Origin of the sequence: Priestia sp. 40, from assembly GCF_049368575.1 — a bacterium.
In the GTDB taxonomy this organism is placed as follows: domain Bacteria; phylum Bacillota; class Bacilli; order Bacillales; family Bacillaceae_H; genus Priestia; species Priestia zanthoxyli.
Genome location: NZ_JBMPZA010000005.1, coordinates 178,780 through 200,172 on the forward strand (window position 1 = coordinate 178,780; position 21,393 = coordinate 200,172).

20 protein-coding genes and 1 pseudogene are annotated in these 21,393 nt (G+C 36.2%); 3 read left to right on the top strand and 18 right to left on the bottom strand.

Annotated features, from left to right (window positions below; genetic code table 11):
* Positions 1-264 precede the first annotated feature (264 nt).
* The 3 genes from ACO1DI_RS01875 to ACO1DI_RS01885 form a co-directional block, all read right to left on the bottom strand.
* Positions 265-1,005, bottom strand: coding sequence for a CPBP family intramembrane glutamic endopeptidase (locus ACO1DI_RS01875; protein ID WP_226701427.1), 741 nt, complete (start codon positions 1,003-1,005; stop codon positions 265-267).
* Positions 1,006-1,168: 163 nt separating this feature from the next.
* Positions 1,169-1,396 (bottom strand): hypothetical protein, encoded by a 228-nt coding sequence (locus ACO1DI_RS01880; RefSeq protein WP_014459091.1) that lies wholly within the window; start codon positions 1,394-1,396, stop codon positions 1,169-1,171.
* Positions 1,397-1,454: 58 nt separating this feature from the next.
* Positions 1,455-1,892 carry a helix-turn-helix domain-containing protein gene (locus ACO1DI_RS01885; RefSeq protein ID WP_042992008.1) on the bottom strand — a complete coding sequence of 146 codons (438 nt, stop codon included), beginning with the start codon at positions 1,890-1,892 and terminating at the stop codon, positions 1,455-1,457.
* 264 nt (positions 1,893-2,156) lie between these two features.
* Here ACO1DI_RS01885 and ACO1DI_RS01890 point away from each other — a divergent pair, with 264 nt between their 5' ends.
* Together ACO1DI_RS01890 and ACO1DI_RS01895 are read left to right on the top strand one after the other, a co-directional pair.
* Entirely contained in the window at positions 2,157-2,663 is a 507-nt protein-coding gene (locus ACO1DI_RS01890; protein WP_243556393.1) for a CcdC protein domain-containing protein, read from the top strand.
* Positions 2,664-2,814: 151 nt separating this feature from the next.
* Positions 2,815-3,822 carry a phosphotriesterase family protein gene (locus ACO1DI_RS01895; RefSeq protein WP_423145005.1) on the top strand — a complete coding sequence of 336 codons (1,008 nt, stop codon included), beginning with the start codon at positions 2,815-2,817 and terminating at the stop codon, positions 3,820-3,822.
* Between the two features lie 86 nt (positions 3,823-3,908).
* Here ACO1DI_RS01895 and ACO1DI_RS01900 read toward each other — a convergent pair whose 3' ends face one another.
* From ACO1DI_RS01900 to uxaC, 9 genes and pseudogenes are all read right to left on the bottom strand, one after another.
* Positions 3,909-5,132 (bottom strand): SulP family inorganic anion transporter, encoded by a 1,224-nt coding sequence (locus tag ACO1DI_RS01900; protein ID WP_423145006.1) that lies wholly within the window; start codon positions 5,130-5,132, stop codon positions 3,909-3,911.
* A gap of 519 nt (positions 5,133-5,651) precedes the next feature.
* A complete protein-coding gene (locus ACO1DI_RS01905; RefSeq protein ID WP_423145007.1) occupies positions 5,652-8,057 on the bottom strand; it encodes a TIM-barrel domain-containing protein in 2,406 nt (801 codons plus the stop codon).
* 118 nt (positions 8,058-8,175) lie between these two features.
* Positions 8,176-9,564 (bottom strand): glycoside-pentoside-hexuronide (GPH):cation symporter, encoded by a 1,389-nt coding sequence (locus ACO1DI_RS01910; protein ID WP_048019648.1) that lies wholly within the window; start codon positions 9,562-9,564, stop codon positions 8,176-8,178.
* A 145-nt stretch (positions 9,565-9,709) separates the two neighbouring features.
* Positions 9,710-11,101: pseudogene (gene larC / locus ACO1DI_RS01915) on the bottom strand (nickel pincer cofactor biosynthesis protein LarC).
* Positions 11,082-11,852 carry a nickel pincer cofactor biosynthesis protein LarB gene (gene larB / locus ACO1DI_RS01920; protein ID WP_423145008.1) on the bottom strand — a complete coding sequence of 257 codons (771 nt, stop codon included), beginning with the start codon at positions 11,850-11,852 and terminating at the stop codon, positions 11,082-11,084. Before larB ends, larC begins: the two are co-directional and overlap by 20 nt.
* A gap of 47 nt (positions 11,853-11,899) precedes the next feature.
* Positions 11,900-12,709: an ATP-dependent sacrificial sulfur transferase LarE gene (gene larE, locus ACO1DI_RS01925; RefSeq protein WP_414185330.1), complete on the bottom strand. Its 810-nt coding sequence runs from the start codon at positions 12,707-12,709 to the stop codon at positions 11,900-11,902.
* Between the two features lie 30 nt (positions 12,710-12,739).
* Positions 12,740-13,510 carry an SDR family oxidoreductase gene (locus ACO1DI_RS01930; RefSeq protein ID WP_423145009.1) on the bottom strand — a complete coding sequence of 257 codons (771 nt, stop codon included), beginning with the start codon at positions 13,508-13,510 and terminating at the stop codon, positions 12,740-12,742.
* Positions 13,494-14,792 (bottom strand): lactate racemase domain-containing protein, encoded by a 1,299-nt coding sequence (locus ACO1DI_RS01935; protein WP_098326111.1) that lies wholly within the window; start codon positions 14,790-14,792, stop codon positions 13,494-13,496. The genes ACO1DI_RS01930 and ACO1DI_RS01935 overlap by 17 nt, the downstream gene beginning before the upstream one ends.
* 70 nt (positions 14,793-14,862) lie before the next feature.
* Positions 14,863-16,266, bottom strand: a complete 1,404-nt coding sequence (gene uxaC / locus ACO1DI_RS01940; RefSeq protein ID WP_098326112.1) for a glucuronate isomerase — start codon at positions 16,264-16,266, stop codon at positions 14,863-14,865.
* Positions 16,267-16,501: 235 nt separating this feature from the next.
* Between uxaC and ACO1DI_RS01945 the strand changes: the two genes are divergently transcribed.
* On the top strand, positions 16,502-17,689 hold the full coding sequence (locus ACO1DI_RS01945) for an ROK family protein (RefSeq protein ID WP_423145010.1): 1,188 nt from the start codon (positions 16,502-16,504) through the stop codon (positions 17,687-17,689).
* 476 nt (positions 17,690-18,165) lie between these two features.
* Here ACO1DI_RS01945 and ACO1DI_RS01950 read toward each other — a convergent pair whose 3' ends face one another.
* From ACO1DI_RS01950 to ACO1DI_RS01975, 6 genes are all read right to left on the bottom strand, one after another.
* The gene (locus ACO1DI_RS01950) at positions 18,166-18,375 is read right to left on the bottom strand and encodes a hypothetical protein (protein ID WP_014459075.1); all 210 of its coding nucleotides are present in this window, start codon (positions 18,373-18,375) and stop codon (positions 18,166-18,168) included.
* A gap of 97 nt (positions 18,376-18,472) precedes the next feature.
* Complete coding sequence (locus ACO1DI_RS01955; protein WP_182421048.1) at positions 18,473-18,658, bottom strand: hypothetical protein; 186 nt, start codon at positions 18,656-18,658, stop codon at positions 18,473-18,475.
* Positions 18,659-18,824: 166 nt separating this feature from the next.
* Positions 18,825-19,130: a hypothetical protein gene (locus ACO1DI_RS01960; protein WP_423145011.1), complete on the bottom strand. Its 306-nt coding sequence runs from the start codon at positions 19,128-19,130 to the stop codon at positions 18,825-18,827.
* Between the two features lie 240 nt (positions 19,131-19,370).
* A complete protein-coding gene (locus ACO1DI_RS01965) occupies positions 19,371-20,024 on the bottom strand; it encodes an ABC-2 transporter permease (RefSeq protein WP_115654478.1) in 654 nt (217 codons plus the stop codon).
* Positions 20,025-20,876 carry an ABC transporter ATP-binding protein gene (locus ACO1DI_RS01970; RefSeq protein ID WP_098999188.1) on the bottom strand — a complete coding sequence of 284 codons (852 nt, stop codon included), beginning with the start codon at positions 20,874-20,876 and terminating at the stop codon, positions 20,025-20,027.
* Positions 20,877-21,151: 275 nt separating this feature from the next.
* On the bottom strand, positions 21,152-21,391 hold the full coding sequence (locus tag ACO1DI_RS01975) for a hypothetical protein (protein WP_115654479.1): 240 nt from the start codon (positions 21,389-21,391) through the stop codon (positions 21,152-21,154).
* Between the last annotated feature and the right edge of the window lie 2 nt (positions 21,392-21,393).

Sequence of the window (21,393 nt, forward strand, 5' to 3'; positions counted from 1 at the left end):
TTCGTTTGTTTGTGGTAAACATAGGTTTCATGTGTGTAGGTTTTTCTAGCAGTTGATTGGAGGGCAAGGCGAAGACTCCTGCGGGAAAAGCGGAACAGGTGAGACCCCGCAGGAGTGTAAGCGACGATGAGGCTCAGCGGCCGCCCGCGGAAAGCGAAGACTTGCACGGAAATCAACTGCGATGTAACGAGCGGTTCAGCTCATGCATACTAGTTATTGTTTTTAGATTGAATTCATATCTCGTTACGTCTCAACCTCTTTTGATTAGCTACTAATCTGATGCTGAGAAACAGATAAAGTAGATTTTCGATTCCATAAATAAAAGGCATATCCGCTTAAAAATAGAAGCAGCGCGTAATTAATAAGTAAAGAATCGTTAGCGTCGACAGGGCTTGTAAACTGGAGAAAATTATTTAAGCCGTGGAATGCAATCGTAATTCCAATCGATTGACCGTTAACAATCAGCAAAGCGAGTACCAATCCAATAACAAATGCAAATAAAATTTGAAAAATTGTATTTGCTACCGATTGACCGCTTAGCATATTTAAACTGTGCGTAAAGGCAAATAGGAACGACGATAGAAGGACCGCTACTTTATAGCTTTTTGATAACAGCAAATTCAGCATAAATCCTCTGAATACCATTTCTTCTACAAACGCAATGATAAGAGTTTGGGTAAGAAGAATAAGAACAAGATCAACAATGGAACTTCCGTGTACACCTTTGTTCCCAATGAGAATAATAAGTAAATACAAAAAAAGCGGAGAAAGGAACAGGATTCTCGTTCTAAACGACATGTTTTGTTGAAAAGAGAAGAAATGCGACCACTTTTTTGTTTTTGTTAGATAAAAAGCTATTCCAATCGCCAAAGGGACAACTCCTAAAAACTGAAGATAATGTGCAGTAGGATGCGTCATGCTCACGTATACACCGTTTACCACAAACCAAAAGATAACTAAGATTTCTAGGCCAATAACTTTCCACAAAAGCTTTGACTTGATCATCACTACACCATCTTTCTGCTTTAGGTTTCATTGATAACCTATACTATTCGTTTTAAGAATTTTATATGTTTTCACCCTTTTATGATTTGAGCTCAAAGACCATGTGCGACAACGCTTCTTCCTTTTAAAATAAGAAAATAGTTCCTTACTTTTTTTACTGTGACTACACAAGGTATAAAAACACACAAAATCCTGCCCACGTGACGTAGTCACTAAACTCCATTTCTTTACCGCCTCTAACAAGTACATTTACAGCCCAATTCAAAGCACTTCCCTCAGACGTTTTATCTACATACTTTCTCGCTAAAGCGTATGCTCCCACTCGAAATAAGTAATAGGTTAGTAAACATAAAAAAGATAGGGTCATAAAATTTAAATTTAACTCTTTCACTTGGTACACCTCATTATTTTTCTGCTATTTCATCGGATGGCTTACGCTGCTTGCTCTTTTATCCTTGTTCATAAAAATCCTTTTTGACATCTTTTAAAAGTTTTAAGATGTTTTTATAAAAACAAGTAATTAACATGCCCGCGATGTTGGTGACCATCATAATTGTAAGATTGCCGATAATCAGGCTAAGAAAAGTACCAAGAAACATAATACCTATTCCGATATAAAAACCTGGATGAAACAGTTCATCGTCATCTTCTTTTTCTTCTTCCTCAATGTTTAGTCTGTTTTGTAATGTGGCATCCTTTTTAATAAATTCATCAATAGTCGTCTCGTAGATGTCGCTTAATTTTAAAAGATGCTGAATGTCAGGATAGCTTTTATTATTTTCCCACTTATGTATGTGCTGTACCGATACACTCAGCTGCTCAGCAACCTCTTCTTGAGACATCTTTTGTTCTTCTCTTAACTTTTGCAATTGATTTCCTAACCTCAACTCATTCACCTCTATAACTATGACAGCGTGTAAACAAAATTTACTTGCACTATGTTTTCTCGTTTTCTACAATTCTAACATATTGTGGTAAAAAAGAAAGAAACAGTAATGAAACGTGTAAACCATAAAATGACACCACTAAAAAATAGTGAGAATTCTCATGTGTAAAAAATGAAAGAATGCACTTTTATCTTCATCCTTTTAGTGTTTATACTAAATAGTGGATTGTACGAACATAGAACTGAAAAAGGAGGCAAAATGACGATGGAAATGTTACTAATTTATCTATTTGTTATCGCTCTTATTGGATTCATTATTTGGAGAAAGATGAAAAAGAAAAATAAGCCCATTAAAAAGAATGGACTTGGTATATTAGCACCTATTTTTTTCATATTAATTGCATTTTCTCTTAGTCTAAGTCAGCTGATGCACATACCGGGCCAGCCCTTTCACTTACCACCCTACTGGGAAATGCTGATTGCTGGTGTATTAGGTATTATATTTGGACTTATTATGCTCAGCCAAACAGATTATGAAGTAAGAGAAGACGGCTTCATTTACTCAAAGCCAAACAAGAATTTTAAATATGTGATTATCGCCATTATCTTTATAAGAATGGCTTTGAGCCAATACTTTAAAGGCTTAGACTCGATAGACTTCGCGGTCTTAACGATGACACTAGCTTTTATATATATTGTCATTTGGCGAGTTGGCAGCTATTTAAAATTCCGTAAACTAAACGGTGATAATTACAGCGTAAATGCTGGGTAATGATCAATATAACTAGTCCTTCTTACTGTTTGGAAAGAAGGATTTTTGTCATAGTGAGTAAAAGTCTCGCGTGTTGTGTAAGACAACACATATATTGTATAATGCAATATGTGTTTTTTATAACGGTAGTCTATATATAAAAACAGATTATATGAAAACTGTACCTGGTCACCCGCTGTTTGATTTACAGGTAGATTATGAAAGGAATCATACTATGACATTTATCAATTCTGTAACAGGCCCAGTAAGCACGTCAGAACTAGGGCTAACGTTAATCCATGAACATATGCGCGTTCGTTCTGAATCTGTTCACGCACAGTTTCCCCATTTATATGATAAAGAACAAGAAGTTGCAAAAGCAGTCGAACAAGTAAATCGTGCAAAGAAGCTCGGAGTCAACACGATCTGTGATCCAACGGTGATGGAACAAGGGCGCGATATTCGTTTTATTGAAAAAATTGCCCGCGAAACGGACACTCGAATCATTGCAGCCACAGGAATTTATACGTATAACTACATCCCTACTCACTTTCAAACTCGTAGCATTGACTATATGGCAGACCTGTTTGTTCGAGATATCGAAGTCGGTATCCAAAACACGTCGATTAAAGCAGGCTTTCTAAAATGCGCCACGGATGCACCTGGCGTAACGGCGGATGTAGAAAAAGTAATGCGTGCCGTTGCACGAGCTCATAAAAAAACGGGCGTGCCGATTATGACCCATTCACATCCTGCAAGCGGCACAGGCTTAAAGCAGCTTGATATCTTACTTGAAGAAGGTGCTAATCCACATCAAATTCTGATTGGACATACGGGAGATACGGATAACCTTGAATATATTTCAAACATCTTAAAACAAGGGGCTTTTATTGGAATGGACCGCTACGGCCTGACTAGAGAATGTTCAACTGAAAATAGAAATAATACGGTCATCCAGTTAGCTAAACAAGGCTATTCAAACCGCATGTTTCTCTCACAAGACTACTGCTGTACAATGGACTGGTTTCCAGAAGGCGTGATTGAAGAACGTTTTCCAAAATGGTCGATGAGCTTTGTATTAGAAGAAGTCGTGCCTGAGTTAAAAAGAAAAGGCGTAACAGAACAGCAGATTCATCATATGCTTTTTGATAACGCCCGCTGCTGGTTTGAAGGAAAGTAATTGGGACATCCTTTTTTATTACTACTAAAACCCCCACTCTCCAAGCTTAAAGTGGGGGTTTTTCCATGTATTATTATATGCTTCTATTAGCCTGTTTTTCTTAATAGTTTTTGTTTTTCGCGGCTCTTTTTCACTATAAAGTGTATACCACATAAGCACAACCCGACGGCTATTCCAATTGTCAAGTTTGTAAACACCGTTAACGAAAATGTCGTAAGTAAAACCAGTGAATGAAATGATTTTTCTTTTATCACCTTTGCAAACTGTTCTTTTTTACTGATATTCCATGCTACAACCATTAAAACTGGCGCAAGACTGGCAAGCGCAACGTATGAAGCATACGGAGCTAGCACTAACAGCACGATTAACACAAAGATAGCATGCGTCATTCCTGCAATTGGAGATGAAGCGCCGTTTTTAATATTGGTAACGGTTCTTGCAATCTCTCCTGCTGCGGGAATACCTGAAAACAGCGGCGTCACCATGTTTACGATTCCCTGGCCAATCAGTTCTTTTTTGCTGCTGTGCTTTGATTTTGTCATTTCATCCGCAACGCGAGCTGTCAGCAAAGACTGTAACCCTACAAGTATAGCAATCACAAACGCAGAAGGTAAAAGAGTTACCATCCTCTCCACTGTTATGTCTGGAAACGCTGGCGCCGGGAAATGGCGAGGTATCTCTCCGTAAATGGAGCCAATGGTTTCAAACTGATTGGAAAAGAAAAAAGATGCCAAGCCCGTTGATACAATAATTCCGAGTAAATAAGACATTCCCAGCGACTTGGGCGAAAAGTAAAGAACAATTAAAATCGTAGCTAAGCACAATCCTGCTGTAGCAATACTATAGATGTTGATGAAGTGTAAATTACCAAAAATCTCTTTTATATTCAAATGAAAAAACTGAAATTTGTCAATCGCGTGCAGCCCAAGGAAGTTTGGTATCTGCCCGCTAAAGATAATCAGCGCAATTCCTGACTGAAATCCTACAATAATAGATGACGGAAAGTACTTGATTAAAGCTCCTACTTTACATAGCGCAAAGATAATGAGGAGAATCCCTGACATAAAGCCGGCAATTAATAAGTTTTCATAGCCATATTGCAACACAATTCCTAATAAAACAGGAACAAACGCACCCGTAGGTCCAGCGATTTGAAACCTACATCCACCTAAAATAGCAATTAGCAAGCCCGCTACAATCGTTGTATACAGTCCTGTAACAGGCGATATTCCAGAAGCTATCGCAAATCCTAATCCTAAAGGTATAGCTATAATGCCAACAACAATACCCGATAGTATATCTTTCTTCAAATGCTGCAAGGAGTAATTTCGAAAAACCTCTAGATTCATAAGTGTACATCAGCCTCCATTTTAAGTAGTGAGGTTACCCATTCGTATTTTGGTCATACAACCTTATTTCACTTCCATTCGTTCAAAATAAGGTGGGCTACTCGATTACTTCTATCTTAAAGGAGACAACTTACAAAAAAATAAAGAGGAAATTAGAAGTTTCTTAGACAGTTATTAAAATTTTCTTAAAAATTCTCACTTTTTATTCTTTTAGTTATTTTTCAGTCAAAATTATGTAAAACACATATATTTATCTTTACGCTTGCCTCTATATAAAGCTTTAAGACCAATAAATTGAACAAGCAATGAAGTTTTTGTCCACATAGACCTTAGGTAGAGGCTTGAAACAGCGGCTTCTAGTCGTACAATTTTTGATACCTATCGCTTTTAATAAATAATTTTTTTACTCAACTACGCTATAAATGTAGAGATAAAAACAACTAGACCCTATAGTAGCTATAGGGTCTATGATTATATTTACTAACAGCTCAGATTATAGTTAAATGTTCCTTTTCCAACATTTTGATCTAATCCATTGATAGTTAGCTTGCGCTGCTCTTTTTCCGGAAGGTGAAATGTAATCTGGTTATAAGGTAATTCATACGAACCTTCCTTATTAATTTTTATTTGAATCTCATTTTCTGTAGTTTCCATATCAACATGAATGTACGCAAATGTGTGCAAATATTCGTTTGTTAACCCATCATCTTCATATAGGCTATAAGAAGACTTCCCTTTTCCTCTACAAGGGAATAATAAAAATCCTCTTTCATCCATATTCTTCGTTGAAAAAGTTACTTCTGCTTCATTAATCGGGATAATTGCTCCCGCCTTAGCTAGTAACGGCGTATAGTGTAAAGGTGCTGGAATTTCAACCTTTTTTCCCCCTTCATACCATGTTCCAAGATGAAAATCGTACCATCCTCCAGGATTATTTGGCAAATACACTTCTCGTTCTTTCTTTCCTTTTTCAACAACGGAAGCAACCAGCAGAGCCTCGCCTAGCATAAAATCGTCATTTTCTTCAAAGGTAGTTTCATCATGTTCAAAATCATAAAAAGTAGGCCTTATAATAGGATGATAGCTATTAGAGGTTTCTCGCAACTCACTATAAATATATGGAATTATTTTTGTTCTAAATTTGATTAATTCCCTAATTGAGTCTAGAAATTCAGGATACATCCAAGGTTCGTTAACTGTCTCGTCATCGTTCCAAGAGTGGATAGTGAATCTCGGATGAACAATTCCATTTTGTATCCACCTCACGAATAATTCTGGTTCAGGGGCAGGACCTGAAAATCCGCCTACGTCATGTCCAAAATTATAAATACCGGATAAACTTAGTCCTATCCCCATCTTAATATTAAATTTTAACGTTTTCCAACTGGTGCGATTATCGCCTGTCCAAGTTTGCACATAACGATGCATTCCTACAGAACCGGATCGTGATATTAAATAAGGACGCAACTGAGGGTTATGTTCCAACTGTGCTTCATAGGAAGCCTTCATCATAAGCAGTGGATGAAGTGCACGAATGAGCTCAAACTCTTTTTCGTTTCCAAAGCCGTGACAGATGGCTTCCTTACTCCAGATTTCAAATTCATTATTATCATTCCAAGTGGAATCAATTCCATAATCCAATAGCTTTTCTTTTACTTGCCCTTTCCACCAGTCGTAGGTTTCTTTATTGGTAAAATCTAAATAAGCACCTATTTCATCCCAAAATTGTGCCATTTCAGGTTCTTCGTTATGACTATTTGTTATAAACATCTTTTTTTCTTTTAACTCATTAAATAAGGGATGATCTTTTAATAAACAGGGCTTAATATTTGCACATAAACGTAAACCCTTATCATGAAAGTCGGTTACCATCTTTTTTGGCGAAGGAATTTTTGATTGATTCCAATTAAATACATAACGCTTATCTTCAATTGACGTATAGCCCGACGACAATTGGAATGAATCACATAAGATGTCATGTTTTTCACACAGCTTTAAGAATTCGTTTAGCTGCATTTGTGCATCTGGAGCATCGGTATAACTCATTGTCGATCCAGAATACCCCAAGCTCCACTTCGGTGGAAAGATTGTTTGTCCAGTTAACCATGAAAATTTCTGGGTAACATCTTTAACTTTTGGACCTCCAATAATATAGTAATCTAAATCACCTTGTTTAGCTTGGTAGTATCTGTATAGCTCATGATAGTTATCGAGTTCCGTACCTAGTTCGAAAATTGAACTGGACAAATTATCATAGAAGACCCCAAATGAGAATCCTGTTTCTCTATGCCTTGTGATGTAAAAAGGAATATGTTTATAAAGAGGATCGCTATATTCTGCATCATACCCCATTGCATCAATTGCTTGCATTCGATAGCGCTTTCCATGTTTATCAACTGATCCTGTCTTTTCTCCTAATCCAAAATATTGTTCATCTAAATCACGCTTTAAATAATGAACAATCCCCTCACCAAGTGAACCATCAAAATTATACGCCTGAGTTTTTCGGTCATTCGCAAAATTCACCCACCCAGAATCCTCACGATAAAACCAGCTAATCTTAAATCCATTTAAATCAACATTAAGCTTTAACGCTGAAGTTTCTACGGTGCATTCACCGTTATTATTACTAAACTCATAGCTTGGTAGTGAAAAGCCGCTTGTATCCAAACGTTTGCGCCCCTCCAATGGAACATCTGACTGCCCGGGTGCGACACTCCAAGTTTTATCTAGTTGTAATTCCTCACCGTCTGTAAACAAAATCCTGATAATATCTGTTTCAAGTATCATAATTTTCGCATATATGTTATTCTCTGTTAGTTCAAATTGAAGAATGTTATCAGTTTCATTTATGAAAGTAAATTGATAATTTTCCTTAATACTCATGTGGTATCTCCTTTACTATGCATGTATTATAAAATAGTGTGTCAAGCTGCTTCCTAATAAAAGTTTATAAATATTGTCTTTAGTAGCTCCTATTCAAAATACTTTTTATCAAATTTTTTTAGTTAAAGCTGCTTCTCTCTTTCAAGTCGGCAACAATTTTACTGTATAAATTATCTGTAAGGTTATAAAAGAAAAATAAAATGATTAACCCAATAATATTAAGAGCCGCCGGAGCAAGAAATAATAGCCCCTTAAGACCTAACAATGTATCTGAAGACTGCTGAATATTTGGAACGTACCCAATTAAACTCAGTGCAACTCCTGGAATAAAACCTGCCAAAGCCTGCGCAAGCTTTCGAAAGAAACTGTATGTTGAGTAAACAATGCCTTCTGTACGTTCTCCCGAATTCCACTCATGATAGTCGATGGAATCAGCAATCATTACCCACGGTAGACCAAGCGCAAATGCTAATGCAAAGTTTCCTAATGAAAAAACAGTTAAAAACGTTACTGTACTCGTTGGTAATACAAAATTTAAAACATCACAGGCAATGCAAACTAAAAGCCCAAGCATAAATGTATTTTTCTTCCCTATTCTTTTTACCATTGCCGGGATGAACATTGAACCAACTACAGCAAGCCCTATACTTAAAAAGGAAAGTATTGACATTAATTCTGGGCTTTTTAAATTATACTCCAAATAGTACAACTGAACAGCGTTGCGAATATTGGAAGAAGCAATCATGAATAACGCTGCTAAACACAATACAATAAGAGGGCGGTTTGAAAACAATGCTTTGAATAGTTTAGATAAAGGCACCTTTTCTTTTCTTGGGGCTCTAATAACGTTTTCTTTAGTATTACGATAGCAAATTAAATGAAATAAAATTCCGAATATTGACATTACAGATATAGCCACGATGTACCCCACTTCTTTATTAGCAAACTGTAGCACAATAGGAATTACCACTACTCCTGAAATAAGAAGAGCTGTCTGACTACCAATTGCTCTAAATGAACCCAAAGATGCACGATCAATTGGATCTTGTGTCATCGCTGCAGACAAAGAACCATATGGGATATTAACAAATGAATAGGCTAGCCCAAATCCCATATAGGTGGCAAATGCCCAAACAATCTTTCCGGTGTCTGAAAAGTTTGGAGCCAAAAACGAGATGACCGTCATTAATGCTAGAGGAACTGTTCCCCATAAAATGAAAGGTCGGAACTTTCCTCTTTTTGAGATATTTGTTCTTGAATCTACAAATGCACCAACACTTGTATCCGCAAACGCGTCAAATATTTTAGAAATTAAAAATACTAGCCCTCCCCAGTAAGCAGAGATTCCCAAAACATCTGTATAAAATTTTAGAAGGTATAACTGTCCCATATCAAACATAAGTCCGTTACCAATATCACCAAAACCATAAGACATCTTTTCTTTGAAAGTTAGCTTTTTAGAAACCGTAACTACTGGCCTTTTACTTGGAACCACTGGTAATGCCATATAACTATCCCCTCTTTCTCCCATTTACAATCCCCTTTTGTAAACCCTTTCATTAAGAAGTAGACATAGATGTTTCAATAGTTAAAATCTATCACACTCCTTTCAGATGTCGCTTTTTAAGTTAGTAGCCCACAAACTTAAAGCATCAATTTTCTCTTTTCTTCAACTCTTGCCATACTTGTTCATATACTTTTTTTAAAGGAACGCTGTAAGTCTCAGCAATGAACTTACAATCTTCAAATTCTGGTGCCCTTTGTACAACTTCACCTTTCATAAGTCCGGTTTTTACTGTAACGCTTCCCCATTCGGTTTCTACTTTATGGAATTCTCGTTCCAGCCGATGAACCGACAATGGATAATAGCGAATTCCCAAAGTTGTTGTTTCCTGAAATAAAATCTCCTTTATTTTATCTACATACGCTTCTGCACAAAGCAGCTGAAGCAAAACCCCCGGCCTATTTTTTTTCATATAAATAGGCGTGTAAAAGACGTCGTTGGCTCCGGACTCTAAAAGCAAGTCCATAATATATCCCAGTAATTCGCCAGAAATATCGTCAAGATTCACTTCCATTTTTATCATTTTACGATCGATGTGCTCCAAGTTAGGAGGAATGTGTGAAGACAAAATAGTCTCTCCTTTCTTTTAGTTCTTGTTTACTTTGCGATATGATACTTCAGACTTTCAATTTTCCTCACCAATGATTACTCGGAGCACATTAGGATGTTTTTCAAAATCTTTTGTTCCTGCTCCATACCCCACTGATTGTACTGTCATAGAAGGGACTGTACAGAATTCTTCTGAAAGCACTGATACAATAGCTGCACCTGTAGGCGTGGTTAACTCGCTTTTTATATTGCTTTGCTGAAGAGGAACACCTTTTAATATTTCTAAAGTAGCAGGTGCAGGGATTGGATAAATCCCATGATCAATATGTACTTTACCAGCACCTACACAAACAGGTGATGATTTTATTTTTTGAATTTCTAGTTTGTTTATTAAAATAGAAGCTCCTACAATATCTATAATCGAGTCTACAGCTCCGACTTCGTGAAAGTGTACTTTTTCTAACGAAATACCGTGAATAAGACCTTCAGCTTCCCCAATTTTTCTAAAAATGTTTAACGAAGTTTCTTTCACTTTTTGAGATAATTGACTTCCGTCGATTAGCTTTACAATATCTTGGTAAGCACGATGACCATGGTGATGGCTGTGTTCGTGATGATCGCTATGTTCATGCTTGTGATGATGGTCGCTATGCTCATGTTCGTGATTGTGGTCGACATCTTCATGTTTATGATTATGTTGATGTCCATCATCATACTTGTGATCAGCTATTTCCGATAGTTCTACATCAAACTTCGTACTAGAGATTCCATTTTTCACAACTTTTCTCCAGCTCAATTTATACTCTTCAGAAATATTTAGTTTTTGAAGCTCCTCTTCTAAAAGAGTTGAATCTCCTCCAGCATCAATAAGTGCACCAATGAACATATCACCACTAATGCCTGAAAAGCAGTCAAGATAAAGCGTTCTCATTATGTTTAGCTCCTTTTTGAATTAATCGGTGAATCAAAGCAGCGTTGTAAGCAGCGCCGAACCCATTATCAATATTAACTACGCTAATTCCGGAAGAACATGAATTTAGCATAGTTAATAAAGCTGATAATCCGTTAAAATTTGCTCCATAACCAATGCTAGTAGGTACAGCAATGACCGGATGGGAAACCAATCCACCAACAACGCTTGGAAGAGCTCCTTCCATACCAGCTACTACCACTGTCACAGCAGCATTTTGAATCTCTTCAATATTATTTAAGAGTCGATGAATACCAGCTACTCCTACATCATAAATACGGCGAACTTTACACCCGAGTATTTCTGCAGTTACTGCAGCTTCTTCTGCCACAGGCAAGTCAGAGGTTCCTGCACAAACAATGGCAATATATCCTTCAAAAAAAGAATCCTGATCCGAGTCCTTCCAAAAGAGAATTTTTGCTACCTCGTTGTATGCAAAACTTGGGCATGCTTCAAGCACTTGATTTGCTTTTTCTTTTGATATTCGCGTCACAAGCACCGACTTATCTTTCAGTTGAAGCGCTTTAATAATAGAAATGATTTGTTCGGCTGTTTTCCCTTCACCAAATACTACTTCTGAAAAACCTTGACGTTTTTTTCGATGATAATCTACCTTAGCAAAACCTAAATCCTCATATGTAGCTAACTCTTTTTCAGCATCTGCCACAGTTAGTTTCCCTTGCTGAACTTGTTTCAAAATTTCTTTTATCATTGTTCGTCACACACCTTAGATTGTTTATTCAGTGAAGTTTAGTGTCACTACTCCACTTTGGATAAAGCCTGATTCATACTACCACTTTGATAACCAGCCAAATCTAATGTAATATATTTATAGCCTAGTCCCTTCAATTTCTTAGTAATGATGCTGTTTCTTTCCATAATAAAGGTCATATCCTGAGGTTCCACTTCAATTCTAGCAATCTCTTTATGGGTTCGAACTCTCACTTGACCAACACCTAGCTCTTTTAAATAGGCTTCTGCTTTTTCTACTTTGGTTAATTTTTCTTTCGTAATATACTCCCCGTAAGCAATTCTAGAAGATAAGCAAGCAAATGAAGGCTTATTCCAAGTTGGTAACTCTAATTGCTGAGATAACTCTCTAATTTCTTTTTTAAACAAATTAGCCTCTAGTAAAGGTCCTCGTATTCCCTTTTCCTTTGCAGCCTTCATGCCAGGTCGGTGTTCGTTCATATCATCTGCTATAGCACCATATACAATCGTTTTAAATTGATATTCTTCAATAATTGGCTTCAGATGATCAAATAAGCTACTTTTACAAAAATAACATCTATTTTTGTTGTTTTCCGAATAGCCTGGAATAGCTAATTCTGATGTCTCAATGATCTGATGCCTTACCCCAATTTGCCTTGCTAGCACCTTGGCTTCTTCTAGTTCACTTGATGGATAGGTCTCCGAATCTGCAGTTACTGCAATCACATTTTCATTTCCTAATGTTTCAACAGCCACTTTTAATAAGAAAGTGCTATCTACTCCTCCGGAGAAAGCTACAACAACTGATTCCATATCTCGAAGAATAGAAGTTAAAATCTCGTATTTTTTGCCCAACATGTTCTTATCCTCCCGTCTTTGACAATGCTTTTAAATTGTCATGCTTCCAAATCCACCATCCACCCGTATTAGGGTTCCTGTTACAAAACTAGAAGCTTCTTCAGAAGAAAGCCAAACAGCTGCTCCTTGTAATTCTTCTGGCTTACCAAATCGCTTCATAGGTGTATGTCCCATAATTGACTCTATCCTCTCTGAACTTAGTAATTTTTTATTTTGTTCTGCTGGAAAAAAACCAGGAATAATTGCGTTGACCCGAATACCGTTCGGAGCTAATTCTCTAGCTAAAAATTGCGTTACGCTATTAAGACCGGCTTTTGACACAGAATACGTAAATACTTTAGATAACGGAGTAGTGGAAGAAACAGAAGAAATGTTAATAATACTGCCTTTTCTTTTTTGTTCAATCATTTTTTTAGCAAAAATTTGACACGTAAGTACAATCCCTCTTAGATTGACATTCATAATGTCATCCCATTCGTCCATATCTAACTCAAAAAAAGGAGTTCCACTATTTTTACCAGGAGCGTTAAGAAGAATATCCCACCCTCCTGACCATTTCTCGATAGCACTAGCTACTTCAATTAAAGATCCACGATCACTGACATCAGCTTGAAAAGCTTTTGCTTTTCCTCCATTACGTTCTATTTCCTTTACTACATCTTCTGCTTTTTCTAGATTACGTCCTACAATAGCAACTGTTGCTCCATGATTAGCTAGTCCTATCGCTATAGATGAACCTAAAACACTATTTCCACCAATTACGACTGCAGTTTTTTTAGTTAAATCAAATAATTGTTTCATTTCTGTCCTCCACTCTCAAAAAATTTCCTTCTTTATTAAATGATATAGAATACAGCTCTGAACTTTGTTGCATATGAGGGTGAGAATGGATATGATTTAGCAATGCCTCAGAAACCTCAATTTCACTAAGCTCTAACGTATTTTTAATTCGCACCATCTTTACTTGAGTAAAGTCTAATATATTACTCGTTTTAATAGCTGCCTGAATGGCTTGGCGATCATTAGGTAACGTAGTAGGTATTTTTGTAGGCGCCACAACTGTTGAAGTTAAGCCATTGGCGTACATAAATTCTAGGTTTGCTTTATCTACTAATCTTTGAGTTGTAAAGTCTGCAGTTCCGACTCCATTTGCATTTCCTTCTGTTTGAGGAGTCAAGTCCAAAACAACCATCTTATTAACAGCCGGTCCGCCGTGAGCATATGGAGTTGGGTAGCGTCCTGTGACATTAGGATCCATTCCATCCCCACTAATATTTTTACCAATTTCATCAATAACCAGCACGTCTAGCTCATCAAAGTACAGTTTCGGTAAAAGCTGTTTAGCTATAATTTGTAGATTCGTCTCTTTATCCTCAATTTGTTCAGACGGCAATACTTCTATTACAGCTACTTTATCAAATGAGTTTTCAATACTAGCAATGCCAAATAGAACAGGAAGTTCTTGCATAATAACTTTAGCCATTGCAGGAACGTTTTCAGCCATATATTTAAATCCTAGCTGATGGCAAGCTTCGGCCCCTTTTTGTTTTCCTAAACCAATGCTAATCATTTTCATGAGACCACTTTCCACCGGACCGCGAAAAGCTGTATGTGGTTTTATTCGATTTACAACGATAATTCCATCAGCTTTTGAAGCATGCTTATCTACAAAAACAGGTAATCCATTGGACAATCGTCCAATTTCCACTACCTCCATTGAAGAACGAATCTCACATTGTACACTCTCTTCGGTTATTCCAAGATGGCGTAAAACTTCTTGCTGGCCTTCAGCAGTTGCTCCGCCATGACTACCCATGCTTGGAACAATAAAAGGATTAGCTCCAAGTCCTTTTAAGAATTGTACTGTGGTAGCTGTCATTTCGACTATTTGATCAAGCCCTCTACTACCTACTGCAATGGCAATTTCCATTCCAGGTGTTATTCTTCTTTTTATGTTTTCTTGATTTAATTTTTCCGTTAATACATGTTGAACGTCATGAATTCTTGTATCATCAAATGCCACTTGTACCTTAGCCATTTTAGGAATAGGAATATCTTTTAATAAATCTTGCAAAATACCCATCTTTTTCTCTCCTTTCTTTTAATCTGTAACATTAGAATTATTCGTAATAAGAAAAAGAACTTTATTCATGTTAACGTTGTAAAAAGTATCTCTCTGCATTGTAATAAGAGATATTTTCAATCAGCGCTTGCAGAACTGTAGAATCATTGGGAACCTTTCCTTGCTCTACCCATTCGCCAATTAAGTTGCATAGTATTCTACGAAAATAATCATGTCTTTCATAGGAGAGAAAGCTGCGAGAGTCTGTCAACATACCGATAAAGTGACTGAATAACCCAACGTTAGCAAAATCTTTCATTTGTCTCTCCATTCCATCAATATGGTCGTTAAACCACCAAGCGGTGCCAAACTGAATTTTTCCAGGAATACCCTCTTCATAAAAGTTTCCCATCATCGAGGCAAGTACAGGATTGTCTTTAGGATTTAAATTAAATAATACGACTCTCGGCAGCGCATCTTCTTGATCAAGCGTATTAAGAAGTTTTGATAAGCCTTGTGCAATATCTGCTTCTCCAATCGAATCAAACCCTGCATCCGTCCCTAAAAGGTTTTTCATTTTTGTGTTGTTGTTTCGCATGGCTCCAATATGTAGTTGCATTACCCACTGTTTGCGAGCATACATTTTTCCTAATTCTTTTAAAAGAAACGATCGGTACTTAATCAACTCATCTTGTGAAAGAAGTTCGTCATTCATACGTCTCGTAAAAATTCTTTCAGCTTCTGCTAGAGTTACCTCTTGGTATTTCATGTAAGGAATATCATGATCCGCTGCCCTTCCTCCATTATCATGAAAATAATCAACTCGCTGTTTAAGCGCTTTAATTAAAGATGCCAAAGATGTTACTTGTTTTTGAGCTACGTCTTCAAGGTTCTTGATCCACTCCTGGAAAGTTGGACGTTCAATAAACATTGCTCCATCAGGACGAAAGGTTGGAACAACTTTTGTTTCAAGCGTAGAATTTTGCTTTAGCAATTGATGATATTTAAGAGTAGAGATCGGATCATCCGTAGTCCCTATAAATCGTACATTAGATTTCTTAATTAGCGATTGAGGTGTAAACTCGGCACTTTGCAGTTTTTCGTTGCATTCGTTCCAAATTTCAAGTGCCGTATCTTGACTAAGCCTTTTATTAATACCAAAAAAGTTCTTTAATTCCATGTGAGTCCAGTGATACAGCGGATTTCCAATTAAAGTGGGAACCGTCTCTGCCCAAGCAAAAAATTTTTCCCAGTCACTAGCTTCTCCCGTAATGAAATGCTCAGCTATACCATTCATTCTCATTGTTCGCCACTTGTAATGATCCCCTGCTAACCACAGCTGAGTAAGATTTTTATATTGTTTATTTTCTAAAATCTCTTTTGGGTCTAAATGGCAGTGAAAATCAAAAATTGGCATTTCTTTAGCAATGTATTTATATAACTCAACAGCTGTAGGTGTGTATAGTAAGAAATCGTCTGCTAAAAACTCTTTCATGTTATTTTCCTCCTAAGGAAACAAAATTGACTTTATGGCTAAAAGGATATGTAAACACTTTCATTTTCTGTTATAATTAATTTGTTCGTTCACTAAACTAATTAATTATAGAAATAATTTAGCATGTATACAAAATTCAGTCAATTAAATATTTTAAATTTTACAATTAATATTTTTCCACACGAAGATGCTATAATAAAAAAACAATGTCAACGAAAATTTGGAGGATATATTTATGCCTAACGGTGATGCAGCTTATATCAAAAAATTAAATCGATCTTTAATTATTAGCAAAATTGTAGAGGCAGGAATGATTTCACGAGCTGAATTGTCTAAGGTTACAGCATTAACAAAAGCTACTATTTCAGCACAAGTTGCAAATCTACTTGAAGAAGATATTATTATTGAGACACAGCAAGACTATTCAAACGTTGGAAGAAAGCCTATAATGTTATCTTTGAACGAAACGGCAGGATATGCACTAGGAATTGATCTAGATTATGGTCAAATCTCATTTACTCTTTCTAATCTTCTTGGACATCCAGTTTCTTCAGATAAAGTCAAAATACACGATACAAATTACTCAAATATATTTAATATATTAGTAAAAAAAATTAATGACTATAAAGATAAATGTCTTATGTCTAGATACGGCCTGATTGGTATAGCTATTTCGATACATGGTCTCGTTACCACTGATGAAATTATTCACTACATCCCTAGGTTGCAGTGGCATAATATTGCTTTAAAAGAGGACTTAGAAGCAGCAGTAAAGGTGAATGTTTCTCTTGAAAACAATGCAAATTTGCTAGCTTTTGCTGAACGAGCTTATACACATCATAAATCTGATAACTTAGTATGTATAACGCTTCGTTCAGGTATAGGTCTTGGAATCTTAATAAACAACAAATTATCTAAAGGGCATGATGGCTATGCAGGAGAAATTGGTCATATGATTGTTCAACCAAATGGAGAGCTTTGTGCCTGTGGAAACAAAGGATGCTGGGAGAAATACGCATCTGAGTCAAGCTTTTTAAAGAACCTTTCCCAAAGGAAACAAGCACCTAATATGTCTTTTAAGCAAATCGAAGAAGAGCTTAGTAGAAAAGATATTGAAACTCATCAAGAAATGGAGAATTTTATTCATTACCTTTCAATTGGTTTGAATAATGTCATTAATATCTACAATCCTGAAGTTTTAATTATCGATAGTGAATTACTTTCTCGATACCCAGATTCTATACAAAAAATTAAGAGTAACCTTTCTTCCTCTATAAGTCACTACCGTGAATTATTACTCTCCTCAACTGGAAAAAAGGCATATGAATTGGGTGCATGCGCATTAGTAATTAAGCATTTCCTTGAAATTACAATGCCAAACTTGGTATATCCCGAGCTAACAGAAAGCTCCCTTTTAAAATAAGTACCATCTACATTTCAGCTTGTATAGTAAGAGTAATTAAAGATAAATGTTTTTACCTTCGAAAAAAGAAATAAAAGATTAATTAAGACTTTCAACCTTTCTAAGAAAGAAAGTAAAATGATTGTAGTATGAGCTTAAACTAAAACCGGAGCTACCTTACCTAGACAGCGATTAAGAATTGCCTCCTACTTGCTAGGAGGCAATTCTTTTATTTCTATATCTTAATCACCATAATAAAACTTCAAAAAATTTAAGATGGATAACAGGATAATCAAAATAACCAAAACTCCTTCTATTAATATCCTTCGCCCTTCTTTTGGGGATTTCTTTTGTTTTTTATGGGCATACAAAACCAGTTTTCGAAAGGAAATGTGAAGTAAAATAACGAAGGCAAACAAACCAATCTTCACAAGAATAAACAGATTATCACATCCATTTCAACAAACTAAAGATCTAAGAGACATTCGGCAAACAACTCAGCTATGAAACTTTTTATTTTCTTTGTTCTTTTGATACTCTACAAAAAAGGATACTGGAACTGCTCCAATACCTATACCAATCGAAATAAACAGCGACTGGTTCATCTGAAGACTCGGATTTGCCGCTGCCTTACTATAAATGATAAAACACACAAAGCTTAAAAGGCCTATAGCTAAAGGAATAAGCGCGTGCTTGTACCATTTCATTCTAGTAGCCTCCTCTCTTTTTCAACCCGCTTAGCTTGATAGTGGCAGCATTTTTTCAGATTGAGAGATGCACTCGACATTATGTATCAATCATCTTTTATAAAAAGTGATTTCCTAAAATAAAGCTAGCTAAAAGAACGATTACAGCTACTCCTCTCAATATATAACTTTGACTTTCACTCAAAGGTTTACCCCTTCTTTCACTTATAACAAGGTGAATGTAAAAAAGATAAAAAGAGAAAAGAAATCCCACGCCTGCTGCCATAGCTATGATTATTTCCAAATTATCACATCTCCTTTTTCTTCCTTTTCCTTCTTTTCTTCTTGCTAAACAAATTTAGCCAAATAGTCAGCGGCGCCTCTCGAGAAAATACAAACCACCTTGAAATCATACAAAAATAAAAAAGGCAGGATTTCTCCTGCCTTTTTGCATATGTAATTCCTCTTCACTATGTCAACTCAGCGCTTTTAGCGAGCATAAAAGCAGAGATACTAAACAAAACAGTCAATAAAGAAGCGGCGTGTAACAGTAAAAAAAGAAATTTTTGGCCGCCTTTAATGAAGAACGAATAAATCATTCCTAGGATTGTTACTAAGATTAAAAGTGCTGCTGCTATTTTAATTACTATAGCAAAGAAAGCTCCTGCAAATACAATTGACGGAATAAAAGACGCCACAATAATGATATACAAAATCAGTGTAGCAATAAAAGCGTTTTTTGATACGTTTGAAGCACGTTTAAACAAATTCCCCATATAATCTCCTTTCCCATTTTAAAACTGCATCTTTTACTATAATACATGTGTCTAGAGGACACAATTAACTTTTGTGAAAACCTTAATAAGTTAAGCTTGATCACCAATAATATCAGTTATATTTTTGAGATCTTGTTTGCTTAGTTTATCAAATGTTTTAGCTGTTTTTTTGTTTGAATTATTTGTTGATAAATAGCCTTAAAGAACGCTTTGTAGTCTTTACTTCAAAATCAATTCATACTAAAATTCTCTCTTCCGGTAGATAGACAGCGCAATAAAGTAAGAAGCAATATACATTACCATCCCCAAAAGAGTATATAAGATAGGAACATGCAAAGAAGAAGCGATCGGTAAGCTGGATGCTGCTAATATTTCAACTATATACCCAACAACTCCTTGTAAAGCAATCGCAACGAAAAGGCCGCCCATTCCACCTCCAAGTACTATTCCGTCAGATTTCTCTGCCCCGAATACATAAAGAAGCGGATAAGCAAGTGCACCGGCGAAAAGTACGATAAATGTACCAAACGAAACGATATTTACTATATCCTCTACGGCACTCTTGGAAATAAGCGAATACATTGAGAAAACACCATAAGATAGGATGGTTCCGCTGACGACAATTAAAAAGTAAAAAATATAGTGGCTCTGCACCACATTTTTCCGGCTAATTGGAAGGGTAAGCACGTATTTGTCATAGCCGGTTTTGCTTTCTAGTTTGATCACTTCAAGCGCTGGCATTGCCATTAATAAAATAATTAACATCGCTATAATACGATAAAATGAAGGATCAGCAAAATAAAAGATGACTGCAGAAATAACTATGGCGAGCGCTGTGTAAGTCAAAAAGCTTCGGTGAATGAGGTAATAGTTCGTTAACAATAGACCTTTCATTTATCGTTCACTCCTTGTTAAAAGCACGCTTAGTTCTTCCATCGACATCGGTTCAGTTACAGTTCCTTCTGGCAGCTGATGCTTATCTGATACGAGTACACGGGCAGACGTATCATACGTTCTTTTTGCCACTACTACATCTTCAGGAAGTACATTCAGCTGTTCTTCCTTCATAACGGCAATTGCGTACTCCTCAAACACTTTCTCTTTTTCTTCATTTAATAAAATTTCACCGTTTTTAATCACAACAAGATGGCTCGCGATTTTTTCGACGTCGCTCATAATGTGAGATGAAAGCAGTATTCCGCTGTTCCCATCGCTGACAAAAGCTTTTAATTCATCTAATATCTGCTCTCTAGACGAAGGATCCAATCCTCCTGTCGCTTCATCTAACAGCAATAGTTTAGCACCGTGAGACAGCGCTACCGCTAGAGATAATTTCATCGACATGCCGCGTGAAAACGTATGTATTTTTTTATCTTCTGGCAATGAAAAAGAATGAATCAACCGGTGAAAATCAGCTTCTTCCCAAGATTTAAATAGTTTCTTAAAAACGTTGTTTAACTGTTTTATCGTTAAAGAAACCGGCAGATTAATCGCATCAAACACGACTCCAATGTCTTCTTTAATCGTCGCATCTTTATTTAAATTGTCTTCACCAAATATTTCGACCGTACCGCTATCTCTTGAAATCAGTCCTAGTACCGCCTTAAACGTCGTCGATTTCCCTGCTCCGTTATCACCAATAAATCCTACAATCGATCCAGGAGGTACATGAAATGAAACATCTTTTAAAACCTCATTTTGGCCAAACGATTTTGCCATGTTTCTAACTTCTAAAAGATTTGTCATTTGCTCACTTCACTTTCTCTATTAGTAGTTAGTGTAATCTAATCGCTATGATGATTCGTAATATCACCTTTTTTTTACAAAAATGACTATTCACTACCAATTATAGCTAGTAAACTACAAAAAGTCGATGACAACCTAAAGCTTTATTACTCCTTCGTTTGTTTTTTATAATCGTAATATGTATGACAACATCTGCCTGTACTATTCTTATCCTATCCACTTATCAAAAGCGCAAATAAAAAAAGGATCTCCTATAAAAGATCCTTTTTTCTTCACTATAATTGATGACCCTGCTTTTTTTCTTTTTCACTTAATACGTAGTCTGTTATAAAACCAAGAATAAGTCCAACGGCTACCGGTATTAAACCGCCTTTTGCTTCCATTTGAAAATTTTCCGGTTCATTTACATAAATCCACTGAACTGAAAGCAACGAAATATGAAAGGTATTTCCGATGAAAAATAAAAGTGCTATCGTTCCAAGCGTTACGCCGAATGAAATGATGTATTTCTTCACTG

Bases quoted from the DNA above. Each gene is read 5' to 3' on its own strand.
- ACO1DI_RS01875 (WP_226701427.1), bottom strand. From the start codon at position 1,005: ATGATCAAGTCAAAGCTTTTGTGGAAAGTTATTGGCCTAGAAATCTTA.
- ACO1DI_RS01890 (WP_243556393.1), top strand. From the start codon at position 2,157: ATGGAAATGTTACTAATTTATCTATTTGTTATCGCTCTTATTGGATTC.
- ACO1DI_RS01895 (WP_423145005.1), top strand. From the start codon at position 2,815: ATGAAAACTGTACCTGGTCACCCGCTGTTTGATTTACAGGTAGATTAT.
- ACO1DI_RS01905 (WP_423145007.1), bottom strand. From the start codon at position 8,057: ATGAGTATTAAGGAAAATTATCAATTTACTTTCATAAATGAAACTGAT.
- ACO1DI_RS01910 (WP_048019648.1), bottom strand. From the start codon at position 9,564: ATGGCATTACCAGTGGTTCCAAGTAAAAGGCCAGTAGTTACGGTTTCT.
- larB (WP_423145008.1), bottom strand. From the start codon at position 11,852: ATGATAAAAGAAATTTTGAAACAAGTTCAGCAAGGGAAACTAACTGTG.
- larE (WP_414185330.1), bottom strand. From the start codon at position 12,709: ATGTTGGGCAAAAAATACGAGATTTTAACTTCTATTCTTCGAGATATG.
- ACO1DI_RS01930 (WP_423145009.1), bottom strand. From the start codon at position 13,510: ATGAAACAATTATTTGATTTAACTAAAAAAACTGCAGTCGTAATTGGT.
- ACO1DI_RS01935 (WP_098326111.1), bottom strand. From the start codon at position 14,792: ATGGGTATTTTGCAAGATTTATTAAAAGATATTCCTATTCCTAAAATG.
- uxaC (WP_098326112.1), bottom strand. From the start codon at position 16,266: ATGAAAGAGTTTTTAGCAGACGATTTCTTACTATACACACCTACAGCT.
- ACO1DI_RS01945 (WP_423145010.1), top strand. From the start codon at position 16,502: ATGCCTAACGGTGATGCAGCTTATATCAAAAAATTAAATCGATCTTTA.
- ACO1DI_RS01950 (WP_014459075.1), bottom strand. From the start codon at position 18,375: ATGAAATGGTACAAGCACGCGCTTATTCCTTTAGCTATAGGCCTTTTA.
- ACO1DI_RS01960 (WP_423145011.1), bottom strand. From the start codon at position 19,130: ATGGGGAATTTGTTTAAACGTGCTTCAAACGTATCAAAAAACGCTTTT.
- ACO1DI_RS01965 (WP_115654478.1), bottom strand. From the start codon at position 20,024: ATGAAAGGTCTATTGTTAACGAACTATTACCTCATTCACCGAAGCTTT.
- ACO1DI_RS01970 (WP_098999188.1), bottom strand. From the start codon at position 20,876: ATGACAAATCTTTTAGAAGTTAGAAACATGGCAAAATCGTTTGGCCAA.